This is a genomic window from Azospirillum agricola, assembly GCF_020005195.1.
Classification (GTDB): Bacteria; Pseudomonadota; Alphaproteobacteria; order Azospirillales; family Azospirillaceae; genus Azospirillum; species Azospirillum agricola.
The window spans coordinates 1,563,318-1,576,463 of the sequence record NZ_JAIFZR010000005.1 but is presented as its reverse complement, the minus strand read 5'-3'; the positions used below and the strand labels follow the sequence as shown (position 1 = coordinate 1,576,463).

The following is a 13,146-nucleotide window of genomic DNA, read 5'->3' as shown; positions in this document are numbered from 1 at the left end:
ATCGCGAGACTTGCGAGCGACCGTGGGACCCGCCGCGAAGCGGTGGGGAGGGTGAGGGGCTATCGGGCGTGCGACCCGATCCATGCGCCGATAACCGCTCACACCTCCCAGAGGCGCGGCAGCCGCGTCGGCAGGCCGGCCGCCTCGGCGCGCAGGCCCGACCACAAGGTCATGTAGGCCCGGCGCACCGCGCGGGCGTCGCCGCCCAGGATGCGGACCACCAGAAACCCGTCGAAAGCCGTCGCCCCGACCCGCGCCCGCCCGTCCTGCTGGGCGGCTCCGTCCGCCAGCGCGCGCACCGCGTCCAGCCGGTCCGCCGCGTCGGGCGCGGCGTGCAGCAGGGTCGCGCAGGCGCCGGCCCCGCCGAAGCCGGCGGTATGGTTCAGGGTTTCGGCGATGTCGCCATCCAGATGCAGCGCGTCGGCCCACAGCGCCCGGCCGTCGCGGACCACCTCCCAGGCGTCGCGGATCAGGCCGCGCGTGACCGTCTCCCCGAAGGCGGCGCGGCCGAAGACCAGCATCTCGCCGGCGATCAGCCGCGCGTCGCCCGCCAGTTCCAGCCGGGTCAGCCGGCGCAGGCGCGAGCCCTCGAAGACGATGGCCTCCTGCGGCATCCATTCCAGCCACGCCCCGTCCGCGACCGCCACGCGGGTGTCGATGCGGCAGTCCGGGCCGGTGGAGCGGTAGACCTTCTCCGCCGCCTGGGTGGTCACGAGCGCCCGCGCGCACGGGCCCACCGAGAGGTCGATGTCCATGCGGTCGCCGCCGACCATCCCGCCGGAGGTCGTCGCCAGCACCGCGATGGGAACGTCGCCGCGGCGCGGCGTCGGCAGCAGCACCCGCAGCGGGTCGTGGTGGTAGAGGGTCGCCAGCCGGGTCTCGCCGTGCCGGTGTTCGAAACGCACGGTCGCGGCGCCATGCACCGCGACCTTCTTCTCCTCGCCGGACGGAGCGGCCCGGCTCGTGGTCGTCACCCCGCCGGCCGCCTCCTCGATCGTCTGAAGCACGCTGTTCCGCTCCCCTCCCGTGTGGCGGCCGCAGTCTGCCGGAAGGGAGCGGGGCGGCGCAACCCGCGGTGTCGGCACGGGATCAGCCGAGGATCTCGGCGATGGCCTCGCGGTCGTGGACCTCCCGCTCGAAGCGCGACAGCTCGACGCCCAGCGCGTCGCGGATCGACACCATCCCGGCGGGCATCCCCCGCTCGGCGACCGGCAGGTGGCGGAAACCGCCTTCATGCATCAGATGCAGCGCGTGCATCACGGACTGGTCGGGCGACACCGTGGTCGGCTCGGCGGTCATCACCTCGCCGACCCGGGTCCGGTCGGGATCGAGCCCACCGGCCAGCACGCGGAACAGGGCGTCGCGTTCGGTGAAGATGCCGATCAGCCGCTCTCCCTCCACCACCATCAGGGCGCCGATGCGGTGTTCCTTCATCACATGCGCGGCGGTGCGCACCGTCGCGGAGGCCGGAACCGTGTGGATGCGCTGGTTGCGCGTGACGGCGCGGACGGGCCGGGTGGGCATGCGCGGAACCTCCTCTGGGTTGCGTGGCGATGATGGCGCCGAGGGTCGGCAGCCGAATGGATTCTTGTTGCGAACCTTCCTCTTCCCTGCTCCGAAAGTTACCTTTTGGTGGCGTGACGGACAATATGCGAAACGTCCTGTGGCCGTCCTACGCCTCGCCGGAGAAGCAGCCGCTGCGAGCGGCCACCACCGCGACCTGGGTGCGGTTGCGCACGCCGAGCTTCTGCATGATGGCGCGGACATGCACCTTCACCGTGCCCTCCAGCACGCCGAGCCCGCGGGCGATCTCCTTGTTGGAGTGGCCGGCCAGCAGGAGCTGGAAGACGTCGCGCTGGCGGTCGGTCAGGCGGTCGAGGATGCCGGAGGCCGGCCGCACCGGATCGCTCACCACGGTGCCGCTCAGCACCGCGCGCGGCAGGGGAAGGAAGATGTCCCCGCTCAGCGCCAGCGAGATGGCGTGCTCCAACACCTCGGCCGAACTGGTCTTCAGGATGTAGCCGCGCGCGCCCAGCCGGACGCTGTCGACGATGTCCGACACCTCGTCGGATCCGGAGATCACCAGCAGAGGCACGCTGCCCAGCGCGTCGATCATCCGGCGGACGCCGGGATGGATTCCAGTCCCGGCCGTTTCCAGACGATCGTCCTCCCCACCCCCTGCCCCGCCCCCCGCCCCGCCCAGACCGAGGTCGAACAGCACAAGGGTCAGGTCCGGCGTGCGCCGGGCCAGCGCGATCGCCTCGTCGAGCGATCCCGCCTCCAGGACACGGGCGTCGGGATGGATTTCGCCAACGGAGAGCGCGAAGCCATGCCGCACGAGAGGATGATCGTCGACCACCAGGAAGGTCGGTGCCGCTTCGGTCGCGACACGCTCAAAGCCGCGGGTTTGCAGCGTTATCTCCATTGTATCCCCACATGGCATCCGGTCGTTCTCCAGACCGGCCAAAGACAACGATTGGCCGAAAACCGGAAGACCTTCTTTCGAAGCGTCAAGAACCCCGACTACTCCGAAAGATTGGACAGTTCAACTGGCACGAATTTCCGACAAAATCGAAATCATTATCGTCGATTTCGCCGTCGCGCCTTGCGTCTGTCAACGGACATCCGTATAAATCATCGGGTCATCAAGCGTAAAGCCCGCTTTTTCCGGACAATATTGTTTGTATTTTTCCTTTCCGGGAATTCGAACGCGGGGCGGGCGTTCACGAAGCGCCGGACCGGGTACGGGACTGGGGACGGCGCGGCGGAGGAGAGTCTATGAAGACGTGGAACGTCATGCTGGTGGATCACGACCGGCTGTTCTCGGCGGCGCTCGCGACGCTGATCGCCGGCGGCCCATTCCATGTGGGCACCCACGCGTTGAGCGCCGACGACGCGTTGGAGGACATCGCGGCCGGCGCCGCCCCGGACGTGATCGTGCTGGCCCTCCAGGACGGGCTGGCGGAGGAGATCGCCGGCATCAAGCGCCTGCGCGCCGCCACCCAGGCCCGCATCGTCGTGCTGGCCGACACCATCGCCGACCGCTCCCTGTCGCTGTCGCTGAAGGCCGGGGCGGACGCCTATCTGAACAAGAGCATGTCCAGCGAGTCGCTGCTGCGGTCCCTGCAACTGGTCATGCTGGGCGAGGTGGTCTACCCGACCCATGTGGCGAGCCTGCTGATGGCCGCCAGCAACGAGCGCCCCACCCCGCAGCCGGTCGCGGCGGCCGTCTCCAACGGCGACCTGTCGAAGCGCGAGGTGCAGATCCTGCGCTGTCTGCTGGCCGGCCAGTCGAACAAGGCCATCGCCCGCAACCTGCACATCACCGAATCGACGGTGAAGATGCATTTCAAGAACGTGATGCGGAAGATCAACGCCCAGAACCGCACCCAGGCGGCGGTGTGGGCGATCCAGAACGGGTTGTCGCCGCTCATCACCGCCTGAGCGCGGCGCTCCGATGCGAGGGGAGAGGGCGCCGGGATCGCCGGCGCCCTCCCCGTTCCGCGATCATTCCGCCGCGTGGCGCTGGCGGTCGTGCCGGCCCTCGGCGAACTCCTCGATCATCTTGGGGCAGAAGGCCGCCAGATCGTCCGGCTTGCGCGAGGTGACGAGGCCGCGGTCGGTGACCACCGTCTCGTCGACCCAGGTCGCCCCGGCGTTGGTCAGGTCGGTCTTCAGCGACGGCCAGGACGTCACCCGCCGGCCCTTCACGGCACCGGCATCGATCAGCGTCCAGGGGCCGTGACAAATCGCGGCGATGGGTTTGCCCGCCTGGGCGAAGCTCCTGATGAAGTCGATGGCCTTCGGCTCCAGCCGCAGGGCGTCGGGGTTGATGACGCCGCCCGGCAGCATCAGCGCGTCGTAGCGGCCCGCGTCGGCTTGGTCGAGCACCGTGTCGACCGCAACCATGTCGCCCTTGTCGTGATGGTTCCAGCCCTGGATCCGGCCGGATTTCGGGGCGACGACATGAACCGTGGCGCCCGCGTCGCGCAGGGCCTTCACCGGTTCGGTCAGTTCCACCTGTTCGAAGCCGTCGGTGGCGAGCACGGCCACGGTCTTGCCGGTCAAGTTCTGAGCCATGGGGAACCTCCTTGCTGTTGGCCTCACAACCGCAGCAACCGGATTACCCCCGCATCGTTCCCTTGGAACCGCCCGGCAATTCCCATGTTGATCGTTGCATAAGGATCACACTCACAGCCGGGAGCGCCGAATCATGCGACTCCGTCACGCTTTTGCGACCGTTGCCCTGGTCGCAACCCTGCCATTCGCTCTGCCCGAGTCGGCCCATGCCGAAGAGTCGCTGCGCACGCGCGACCTGACCGGCCTGGAGGTCACCGGCCTGCTGGGCGAGGAGTTGGGGCAGATCGCCTCGGTGTCCGACACGCCGAACCACAAGGACGCCGTCGTTCTGGTCGAGGCCAGCGGCATGCTGGACGTCGGCCACCGCTATTTCACGCTGCGCCGCTCGCAGCTCAGCCCCGGCGAGGACGAGGACACGGTGACGGTCAGGGTGACCGCCGCGGACGTGCTGCGCCGGATGCGCGACGACACCCAGGTGGCCGAGCGGTAGGGGACCACATCGGCGGCAACGCAAGCGCCCCTCTCCCCGAGGGGGAGAGGGGTCGGGGTGGGGGCGCAGCGCCGCCCCTCATCCCTCCAGCGTGTGGCTCGGCTTGCAGCCGGTCGGCCAAGGCTCGCCCAAATCCTCGACCAGCAGGCGCCAGCCGCTGCCGTCGAGCCGGACGCAGCCGCCGCCGGCGAAATGCAGGGCGACCCCGCCCTCCACCGTCTCCAGCGACAGCAGCTCCAGGATCTGCCCGCGGTCCTTCACGTCGATGCCGCGCAGCTTGACCCCGGTCACCCCCTCCACGCGCACCCCGCAATGGACGCGCTCGAACGGCGCCAGATCGTCGTCGTCGGCCGTCGGGCCGGGACGCGGCCGGTCGGCGCTCTCCCAGCGGAAACGGTTCACCACCATGACGAAACGCTTCTCGTCCGGCAGGAAACCCATGTCGCCGATGGGCAGGATGGCGTCCTGGAGGCAGGCGGAGACGACCTTCAAATCCTCGTCGTCCTCCGCGCGCAGGCGGATCGGGGCGGCGGTCGGGTGGACGCTCATGGCACCTCTCGTTTGGGCGGGAGGGCTCAGTCCTCGCCGCCGTGAATGCGTTCGATGTCGGCCCCGCAGGCGGCGAGCTTCTCCTCCACCCGCTCGTAGCCGCGGTCGAGGTGGTAGACGCGGTTGACCACCGTCTCCCCCTCCGCCGCCAGGCCGGCGAGCACCAGCGAGACCGAGGCGCGCAGGTCCGTCGCCATGACGGGCGCGCCGGTCAGCCGCTCCACCCCGCGCACCAGCGCCGACGAGCCGTGCACGGTGATCCGCGCGCCCATGCGGGTCAGTTCCGGCGCGTGCATGAAGCGGTTCTCGAAGATGGTCTCCGTGATCATCGCCGCCCCCGACGCCACGCACATCAGGGCCATCATCTGGGCCTGGAGGTCGGTGGGGAAGCCGGGATAGGGCTCGGTCATCACGTCGACGCCGTGCAACTCGCCGTTGGCGCGGGACACGCGGATTCCGTTCTCGATCTCCTCGAAGGCGACACCGGCGGGGGCCAGAGCCTTGACCGCCGCCTTGATCAGATCGAGACGCGTGTTCATGATGTCAAGACGCCCGCCGGTCATCGCCGCCGCCATCGCGTAGGTGCCGGTCTCGATGCGGTCGGCCACCACCATGTGGCGGGCGCCGTGCAGCCGGTCGACGCCCTCGATCACCAGCCGGTCGGTGCCGATGCCGGTGATCCGCGCGCCCATCTTGACCAGGCATTCGGCGAGGTCGGTCACCTCCGGCTCGCGCGCCGCGTTGACCAGGATGGTGGTCCCCTTCGCCAGGGTCGCCGCCATCAGCAGGTTCTCGGTGGCGCCGACCGACACCTTGGGGAAGACGTATTCCGCGCCGCGCAGGCCGCCGGCCGGGGCCTTGGCCACGATGTAGCCGCCCTCGATCCGGATGTCGGCGCCCATCGCCTCCAGGCCCTTGATGTGCAGGTCGACGGGCCGCGCGCCGATGGCGCAGCCGCCGGGCAGCGACACCTTGGCCTCGCCGCAGCGGGCGAGCAGCGGCCCCAGCACCAGCACGCTGGCGCGCATCTTGCGTACCAGATCGTAGGGCGCCGTGGTGTTGGTGACGTCGCGCGCGGTGAAGTCCACCGCACGGCCCGCGCAGTCGCCGCCCGCCCCCGCCATGTGGATCGCCACGCCGTGCTGGAGCAGCAGGTTGCACAGCGTGTTGATGTCGGCGAGGATCGGCAGGTTGGTGAGCGTCAGCGTCTCGTCGCTCAGCAGCGAGGCGGTCATCAGCGGCAGCGCCGCGTTCTTGGCGCCGCCGACGGTGATGGAGCCGTTGAGCGGGCGACCGCCGCGAATGCGGATCTTGTCCATGGGGACCTGTGCCTTGCGGGAGATGGGGAAACCGGACGCGGAGGGTCAGAGACGCGGCAGCGTCACGCCCTTCTGGCCCATGTATTTGCCGGCCTTGTCGGCGTAGGACACCTCGCAGACGCTGTCCCCCTTGAGGAACAGGAACTGGCAGAGCCCCTCGTTGGCGTAGACCTTGGCGGGCAGCGGCGTGGTGTTGGAGATCTCCAGCGTGACGTGGCCCTCCCACTCCGGCTCCAGCGGGGTCACGTTGACGATCAGGCCGCAGCGGGCGTAGGTGCTCTTGCCGAGGCAGATCACCAGCACGTCGCGCGGAATGCGGAAATACTCCACCGTGCGGGCCAGCGCGAAGCTGTTGGGCGGGATGATGCAGACGTCGGTCTTGCGGTCGACGAAGCTGCTGTCGTCGAAGCGCTTGGGATCGACCAGGGCGTTGTCGACGTTGGTGAAGATCTTGAACTCGTCGGCCACCCGCGCGTCGTAGCCGTAGGACGACACGCCGTAGGAGATGACGCCCTCGCGCTTCTGCGTCTCGACGAAGGGCTCGATCATGCCCTTGGTCTCGGCCATCTCGCGGATCCAGCTGTCCGGCATGATGCCCATCGGGGAACTCCTTGACGTATCGAAAGTGTGGGGTCGAGGGCCGTTTGTAGCGGAGCCGGCCCGGCCGCTCAAGGACAGGAAATGGGGCAGGCGCGCATGGCGGGATATCGCGGGGGCCGGGGGCAAGGGTCTTTGCCCTTGGCCGGCGGGCCGCTAGGATCGCGTCCATGACCGACGATTCCATCACGCTGTCCCTCACGGACGCCTCCGATTCCGCCGATGCCGCAAGCATCCTCAATGGGCTGAAGCGCTACAACGAAGCCGCCTCCGGGCGTGCGCCCGACCGGCGCGACGTGACCATCGTCGCCCGCGACGCCGACGGGACGCTGCTCGGCGGGCTGGCCGGCTACACCCAGTGGGACTGGCTCTACGTCGATCAGTTGTGGATCGCCGAGGGGGGACGGCGCGGCGGCGTCGGCTCCCGCCTGCTGGCGGCGGCCGAGGCCGAGGGGCTGGCGCGCGGCTGCCGCTGGTCGCGACTCTACACCTACGATTTCCAGGCGCCGGACTTCTACCCCAGGCACGGCTACGAGGTCTGGGCCGAACTGGACGGCTACCCCGAGGGGCACAAACAGATCTGGTTCCGCAAGACGCTGGGGTGACGGCTACTCCGCCTTGTCCCTTTGCCGTGCCTGCTCCTTGCGCTTGCGCAAATTCTCGCGCAGCCGCGCGGCCAGACGGTCGTCGCGGCTGTTGGCGGCGGGCTTGCCCTTCGGCGGGGCGGGGGTTTCGGTCTCGTCGGTCATCGGAGGATCGTCAGGGCATCAGGCGGCGAGCGGGGCGGCGGCGGCGGAGCGCGCCCAATGGCGGGTCCAGGCCTGGAACATCAGCACGTTCCAGAGCCTGTGCTGGTTGTTCCGGGTTCCGGACAGATGTTCGGTCCAGCAAGCGCGGATCGTTGCGGGATCGAACCAACCCTCCGAGCGCAGAGCGGACTCGCTCAGCAAATCCTCCGCCCAGTCCCGCAGGGGGCCGCGCAGCCACGCGTCGATCGGCACGGCGAAGCCGGATTTCGGCCGTTCGATCAGTTCCTTCGGAACATGGCGGTACAGCACTTGCCGCAGCAGCCACTTGCCCTGCCCGTCCCGGATCTTCTGGGACAGAGGCACCCGCCACGCGAACTCCACCACCCGGTGGTCGAGCAGCGGCACCCGCGCCTCCAGCCCGACGCCCATGCTGGCGCGGTCCACCTTGGCAAGGATGTCGTCCGGCAGATAGGTGGCGCTGTCGAGCAGTTGCATGCGCGGAACGAAGCCGGGAATCCGCCGGGCAAGCTCCGCGTCCCAGACCAGCCCCTTCGGCTCGCGCCCGCCGCGCACCACCGCGTCGGGATCGTCCCACTGCGACACCAATCGGCGGTAGAGCGCGTCCGGTTCCGGAGAGGCCAGGACGCCGGCCAGCTTGTGCAGCTTGTCGCCGGGCTGGCGCGGGCGGCGGCCCTCCGGCAGCAGCCCGAACAGGGCATCCCAGCCACCGGGCCGCACCGCCTGGATCATTCCGGCCGCGGTCCGACGCAGCCCCGGCGGCAGCGGCGCCATGCGGCGCCACACCGAATCGCCCCAGAGATAACGGTTGTAGCCGGCGAACAGCTCGTCCCCCCCATCGCCGGACAAGGCGACGGTGACGGATTTCCGCGTCAGTTGCGACACCAGAACGGTCGGGATCTGCGAGCTGTCGGCGAAAGGCTCGTCGTACCACTCCGGCAGGTTCGGGATGGTGTCGAGCGCGTGGCGCGGCTCGACCACCAACTCGGTGTGGTCGGTGCCGAGATGGCGGGCGACGGCGCGCGCCGCCTCGGCCTCGTCGTAGCCGCCCTCGCGGAAGCCGATGGTGAAGCTGCGCACCGGCCGGTCGCTGCGCCGGGCCATCAGCGCCACCACGGCGGAGCTGTCCACCCCGCCCGACAGAAAGGCGCCGAGCGGCACGTCGGCCATCATCTGCCGCCCGACCGCGTCGGACAGCAGCTCCTCCAGCGCGTCGGTCGCCTCGGCGTCGGACAGGGCCAGCGGGTTCGCCAGACCGTCGCACGCCGCCGTGGCAACGTCCCAATAGACCGTCTCCTCCGGCTCGCGGCCGGGACGGACGGTGAGGATGCGGCCGGGCTCCAGCTTGCGCACGCCCTCGAAGATGCTGTGCGGCGCCGGGACGTAGCTGAAGCGCAGATAGGCGGCCAGCGCGTCGCGGTCGAGTCCGGCGGTGAAGGCCGGATGGGCGCGCAGCGCCTTGGGCTGCGAGCCGAACAGCAGCGCGCCGTTCTGCCGCGTCCAATAGAGCGGCTTCACCCCGAGCGGGTCGCGGACCAGCGTCAGCGCGCGCTCATGGCGGTCCCACAGGGCGAAGGCGAAGATGCCGACCAACCGGCGCACCGCCCGCCCGATGCCCCAGGCGGCGCAGGCCTCGACCAGCACCTCGGTGTCGGACTGGCCGCGGAAGCGGTGGCCGGCGGCCTCCAGCTCGGCGCGCAGCTCCGGAAAATTGTAGATCTCGCCGTTGTAGGCGATGACGAGGCGCCCGTCGGCCGACTCCATCGGCTGCCGCCCGAGCGGCGACAGCTCGACGATGGCGAGGCGCCGATGGCCCAGCGCCATCCCGGCGGGCTCGTCGGCCCACAGGCCGTCCCCGTCGGGGCCGCGATGGGCGATGCGATCGTTCATGCGGCCGACCACCGCCGCGAAGCCGCCGGCGGTGGCCACGGCGGAGGCCGCGCGCCCGTCCGCGTCGAGCAGGAAGCCGCAGAAGCCGCACACGGACGCTACCCCCGCCTTGTCAGTGGTCGGAGTGGTGCAGGATCTCGTCGCGCAGGCCGGTGTCGTAGCCGACGCCGACGGCGGTCAGCACGGCGCGGCCCGGCTCGCGCTTCACGATGCCCTTGCGCTCCAGGATGGTCCAGACGGCGTCGTTCTGGAGGCCGGTGGCATCCTTGGCGGCGACGACGGCGTGGCCGAGGTGGAAGTGGTTGCCGTGCGCGTGCGGCAGGCCGGTGATGAGGAAGGCGCCCTCCTCACCCTCGGCGGGCTTGTCCTCCAGCCGGGCGATCTCCTGCAACAGGGTCAGGGTGCGGAGTTGCAGCGGGTTCAGGTTCAGCGGGTTCTTCTTGGGGGGCATGGTCGCGTCCCATCGGTCCTTGGTATCGGGTGTCGGCGCAGTAGACCGGGATGGCAAAGGCGCTGTCAAGCCGTGCGACCAGCCTCTGAAGGCTGGCGCGGCGGAAGACGGTCGGGCATAAGACGCGTGCGGGACGCGAAGGCGCACCCACAGCTTCGGTTGCCGCAAGAGGCCAGCAGACCATGACCATCCTCGTCACCGGCGCCGCCGGCTTCATCGGTTCGCACGTCGCGGCGGCCCTGCTGGACCGTGGGCAGAGCGTGCTCGGCCTCGACAACCTCAACGACTATTATTCGGTGGCGCTGAAGGAGGCGCGGCTGGCCCGGCTCCAGGCCCGGCCCGGCTTCCGCTTCGTCAAGGCCGACGTCGCCGACCGCGCGACGGTCGAGGGGCTGTGGCCGCAGTTCCAGGACGTGACCGGGGTGGTGCATCTGGCGGCCCAGGCCGGGGTGCGCTATTCGCTGGAAAACCCCTACGCCTACGTCGACGCCAACGTCACCGGGCAGGTCGCCCTGCTGGAGGCGGCGCGGCGGATGCCGAAGCTCGAGCATCTCGTCTACGCCTCGACCTCCTCGGTGTACGGCGCCAACAAGAAGATGCCCTTCTCGGTCGAGGACCGGGTCGACAGCCCGATGTCGATCTACGCCGCGACCAAGAAGGCGGCGGAGATGATGGCCTTCTCCTACAGCCACCTCTACCGGATCCCGGCGACGGGGCTGCGCTTCTTCACCGTCTACGGCCCCTGGGGGCGCCCGGACATGGCGGCCTACCTGTTCGCCGACGCGATCGTCGCCGGGCGGCCGATCCGTGTCTTCAACGGCGGCAGGATGAAGCGCGACTTCACCTTCGTCGAGGACATCGCCGCCGGCGTGCTGGCGGCGCTCGACCGCCCGGCGCCGCCGGATGCGGAGACCGGCGCGCCACACCGGGTCTACAACCTCGGCAACAACCGCTGCGAGGATCTGATGCGCTTCATCGGCATCCTGGAGGAGTCGCTGGGGCGCGAGGCGGTGAAGATCATGGAGCCGCTCCAGGCCGGCGACGTGCCGGAGACCGCCGCCGACATCGAGGCCAGCCGCCGCGACCTCGGCTTCGAGCCCAGGACCCCGATCGAGGTCGGGCTGCCCCGCTTCGTCGAGTGGTACAAGGGGTATCACGGCGTCAAGACCGTCGGGTGACGCACGGGAGCCATGGGGCGCAAGACGAACCGGCGCCCAGCACGATCGCTTTTTGAGTTCGCGTGACGCCGACCGCTCTCGATGATAGAAAGTCCTCCCATCGGTTAAAGCGAACCAATGCGGAGATGCCCGGGCATGTGCGGTCGGCTTGTCGCCTGTATCCTCGCCATTGCGCTTTTCACCGTCGCGTCGCCGGCGCGGGCCACCGACAAGGTGGCGCTGGTAATCGGCAACAACGCCTATCGCCATGGCGGAGCGTTGGCCAACCCGATCAACGACGCCCGCGCCGTCGCGGCGGCCTTGCAGAGGCGCGGTTTCGACCTTGGTCCGGGCGACGAGGGCCTGGTGCTGGACACCGACAAGGGCGCGCTGGAACGGGCCTTGAGGAATTTCCGCATCCGTTCCCAGGGGGCGCGGCTGGCGGTGATCTACTATTCGGGCCATGGGGTCCAGATCGATGGCATCAACCTGCTGGTCCCGGTGGATGCGCGGCTGGAGGATGTGAGCGACGCCGATCTCGAAACCGTGCGACTCGAGGCGGCGCTGTCGCAGATGCGCGGCACCGTCAACGCGGTGATCCTCGACGCCTGCCGCAACAATCCGTTCGGCGACAGGCTGGCGCGTTCCGCCGGGCAGCTGGGCCGCTCCCTGGGCGCCTCGCGCGGCATGGCGCGGATCGACAGCCGTGTTCTTTCGGGAGGATCGGTGGTTGCGCTGGCGGCGATGCCGGGGGAAGTCGCGTTCGACGGCACCGGCAGAAACAGCCCCTATGCCGCGGCGTTGATCGACGTGCTCGACCACCCGCCGACCGAAAACCCGCAACTCGATCTGCGCAAGCTGTTCGCGGCGGTGCGGGAGGAGGTGGAGAGGACCACGGACGGCAAGCAGAGGCCCGAAGTGGTCGACCGGCTGCCGTCGCGCGACGTTTTCCTCTTGCCGCCTCCAGCGACGGCAACGGCAACGGCGACGCAAAAAATCTCCAACCCTCGCCTGGCCAACGATCGCTGGGTGGCGCTGGAGCCTGGAGAATCCTACCGCCTGCCCGTGCTGGACAATGACAGCGGGACGAACGGCGGCCGGCTGCGGGTGGTTTCCCTGGACGGGGTGCAGCGCGGCCGGGCGGAGATCAGCGAAGGCGGTCAAAGCCTCACCTATACGGCTCCCCTGGACGGCGGGGGCGGTGAGGTGTCGTTCGAATACAGCGCCCAGGAGGACGGCGGCGGCGTCTCGAACGCACGGGTGACGCTGGTGTTGACTTCGCCGCCGGCGCCAAACCGCCAGGATCGGCCTGGGGAGCCTGAAAAACCAATCGTATCAACGATTGTGACGGACAGGGCTTCGAAGGCGAAGATCATGGGCAATCATGGCCTGACACTGCAATGGCTCGACAAAGGCCCCATCGGCCGAGTGGCTGTAACGGAAAAAAACGGCATCATCACGTTAAAAGGACGCCAGGGAGGATACAAGAGGCACGAAGACGATTTCGTTTCCTTGGATGGAGTTATTACGGAAATAAATGATAAGGAATTTTTCTTCGATGGAGAAATAAATATGAAAATTTACCATATTAATGGAGGAAATATATGCACAAGAAGTAATAAAGTGAGATTTGCCATAACGGAAAATAGAAAATACTGGAGAATGAGAGAGCCATATATGAAAAACCCGTGCGACGACGCCACTGACTATATAGATATATATTTTTAACTACGGCGCTCTCAAGAAAATCACGGCCCAAATGACGCCACCCCCTAATTCGCCACACTCCCAAACATGGGAGCTGCAACAACGGAAATTGTCTCAATTACGCCGATCAGAAGCGCGC

Annotated in this window: 15 protein-coding genes; 5 read left to right on the top strand and 10 right to left on the bottom strand. The window is 68.6% G+C overall.

Annotation, left to right across the window (positions count from 1 at the left end; all coding sequences use genetic code 11):
- Nucleotides 1-98: 98 nt before the first annotated feature.
- The 3 genes from JN22_RS22490 to JN22_RS22480 form a co-directional block, all read right to left on the bottom strand.
- Entirely contained in the window at nt 99-1,007 is a 909-nt protein-coding gene (locus JN22_RS22490; RefSeq protein ID WP_223677844.1) for an urease accessory protein UreD, read from the bottom strand.
- Between the two features lie 82 nt (nt 1,008-1,089).
- Nucleotides 1,090-1,524, bottom strand: coding sequence for a CBS domain-containing protein (locus JN22_RS22485; RefSeq protein WP_085556031.1), 435 nt, complete (start codon nt 1,522-1,524; stop codon nt 1,090-1,092).
- A 148-nt stretch (nt 1,525-1,672) separates the two neighbouring features.
- A complete protein-coding gene (locus JN22_RS22480; RefSeq protein WP_085556030.1) occupies nt 1,673-2,425 on the bottom strand; it encodes a LuxR C-terminal-related transcriptional regulator in 753 nt (250 codons plus the stop codon).
- 353 nt (nt 2,426-2,778) lie between these two features.
- Here JN22_RS22480 and JN22_RS22475 point away from each other — a divergent pair, with 353 nt between their 5' ends.
- Entirely contained in the window at nt 2,779-3,444 is a 666-nt protein-coding gene (locus tag JN22_RS22475; protein WP_085556029.1) for a LuxR C-terminal-related transcriptional regulator, read from the top strand.
- A gap of 63 nt (nt 3,445-3,507) precedes the next feature.
- Here the strand turns inward: JN22_RS22475 and JN22_RS22470 are convergent, their stop codons facing one another.
- Nucleotides 3,508-4,080, bottom strand: a complete 573-nt coding sequence (locus JN22_RS22470) for a type 1 glutamine amidotransferase domain-containing protein (RefSeq protein WP_085556028.1) — start codon at nt 4,078-4,080, stop codon at nt 3,508-3,510.
- Nucleotides 4,081-4,213: 133 nt separating this feature from the next.
- On the opposite strand from JN22_RS22470, the gene JN22_RS22465 reads away from it, so the two are divergent.
- Complete coding sequence (locus JN22_RS22465; protein WP_085556027.1) at nt 4,214-4,570, top strand: hypothetical protein; 357 nt, start codon at nt 4,214-4,216, stop codon at nt 4,568-4,570.
- A gap of 78 nt (nt 4,571-4,648) precedes the next feature.
- Here the strand turns inward: JN22_RS22465 and JN22_RS22460 are convergent, their stop codons facing one another.
- From JN22_RS22460 to dcd, 3 genes are read right to left on the bottom strand one after another with little or no spacing between them, the layout of a single operon-like run.
- On the bottom strand, nt 4,649-5,119 hold the full coding sequence (locus tag JN22_RS22460; RefSeq protein WP_085556026.1) for a DUF2948 family protein: 471 nt from the start codon (nt 5,117-5,119) through the stop codon (nt 4,649-4,651).
- 26 nt (nt 5,120-5,145) lie between these two features.
- Nucleotides 5,146-6,438 carry a UDP-N-acetylglucosamine 1-carboxyvinyltransferase gene (murA, locus tag JN22_RS22455; protein WP_085556025.1) on the bottom strand — a complete coding sequence of 431 codons (1,293 nt, stop codon included), beginning with the start codon at nt 6,436-6,438 and terminating at the stop codon, nt 5,146-5,148.
- 45 nt (nt 6,439-6,483) lie between these two features.
- Complete coding sequence (gene dcd / locus JN22_RS22450; RefSeq protein ID WP_085556024.1) at nt 6,484-7,038, bottom strand: dCTP deaminase; 555 nt, start codon at nt 7,036-7,038, stop codon at nt 6,484-6,486.
- A gap of 167 nt (nt 7,039-7,205) precedes the next feature.
- Between dcd and JN22_RS22445 the strand changes: the two genes are divergently transcribed.
- Nucleotides 7,206-7,640, top strand: coding sequence for a GNAT family N-acetyltransferase (locus JN22_RS22445; protein WP_085556023.1), 435 nt, complete (start codon nt 7,206-7,208; stop codon nt 7,638-7,640).
- Nucleotides 7,641-7,643: 3 nt separating this feature from the next.
- On the opposite strand, the gene JN22_RS22440 is transcribed toward JN22_RS22445, so the two are convergent.
- From JN22_RS22440 to JN22_RS22430, 3 genes are read right to left on the bottom strand one after another with little or no spacing between them, the layout of a single operon-like run.
- Nucleotides 7,644-7,784: a hypothetical protein gene (locus JN22_RS22440; RefSeq protein ID WP_179166210.1), complete on the bottom strand. Its 141-nt coding sequence runs from the start codon at nt 7,782-7,784 to the stop codon at nt 7,644-7,646.
- A gap of 18 nt (nt 7,785-7,802) precedes the next feature.
- The gene (gene asnB / locus JN22_RS22435) at nt 7,803-9,785 is read right to left on the bottom strand and encodes an asparagine synthase (glutamine-hydrolyzing) (RefSeq protein ID WP_085556022.1); all 1,983 of its coding nucleotides are present in this window, start codon (nt 9,783-9,785) and stop codon (nt 7,803-7,805) included.
- A 19-nt stretch (nt 9,786-9,804) separates the two neighbouring features.
- On the bottom strand, nt 9,805-10,143 hold the full coding sequence (locus tag JN22_RS22430) for a hypothetical protein (protein WP_085556021.1): 339 nt from the start codon (nt 10,141-10,143) through the stop codon (nt 9,805-9,807).
- A 182-nt stretch (nt 10,144-10,325) separates the two neighbouring features.
- Here JN22_RS22430 and JN22_RS22425 point away from each other — a divergent pair, with 182 nt between their 5' ends.
- Both JN22_RS22425 and JN22_RS22420 read left to right on the top strand, forming a co-directional pair.
- Nucleotides 10,326-11,321, top strand: a complete 996-nt coding sequence (locus tag JN22_RS22425; RefSeq protein ID WP_085556020.1) for an SDR family NAD(P)-dependent oxidoreductase — start codon at nt 10,326-10,328, stop codon at nt 11,319-11,321.
- 135 nt (nt 11,322-11,456) lie between these two features.
- A complete protein-coding gene (locus JN22_RS22420) occupies nt 11,457-13,028 on the top strand; it encodes a caspase family protein (RefSeq protein ID WP_179166209.1) in 1,572 nt (523 codons plus the stop codon).
- The last annotated feature ends 118 nt before the right edge of the window (nt 13,029-13,146 follow it).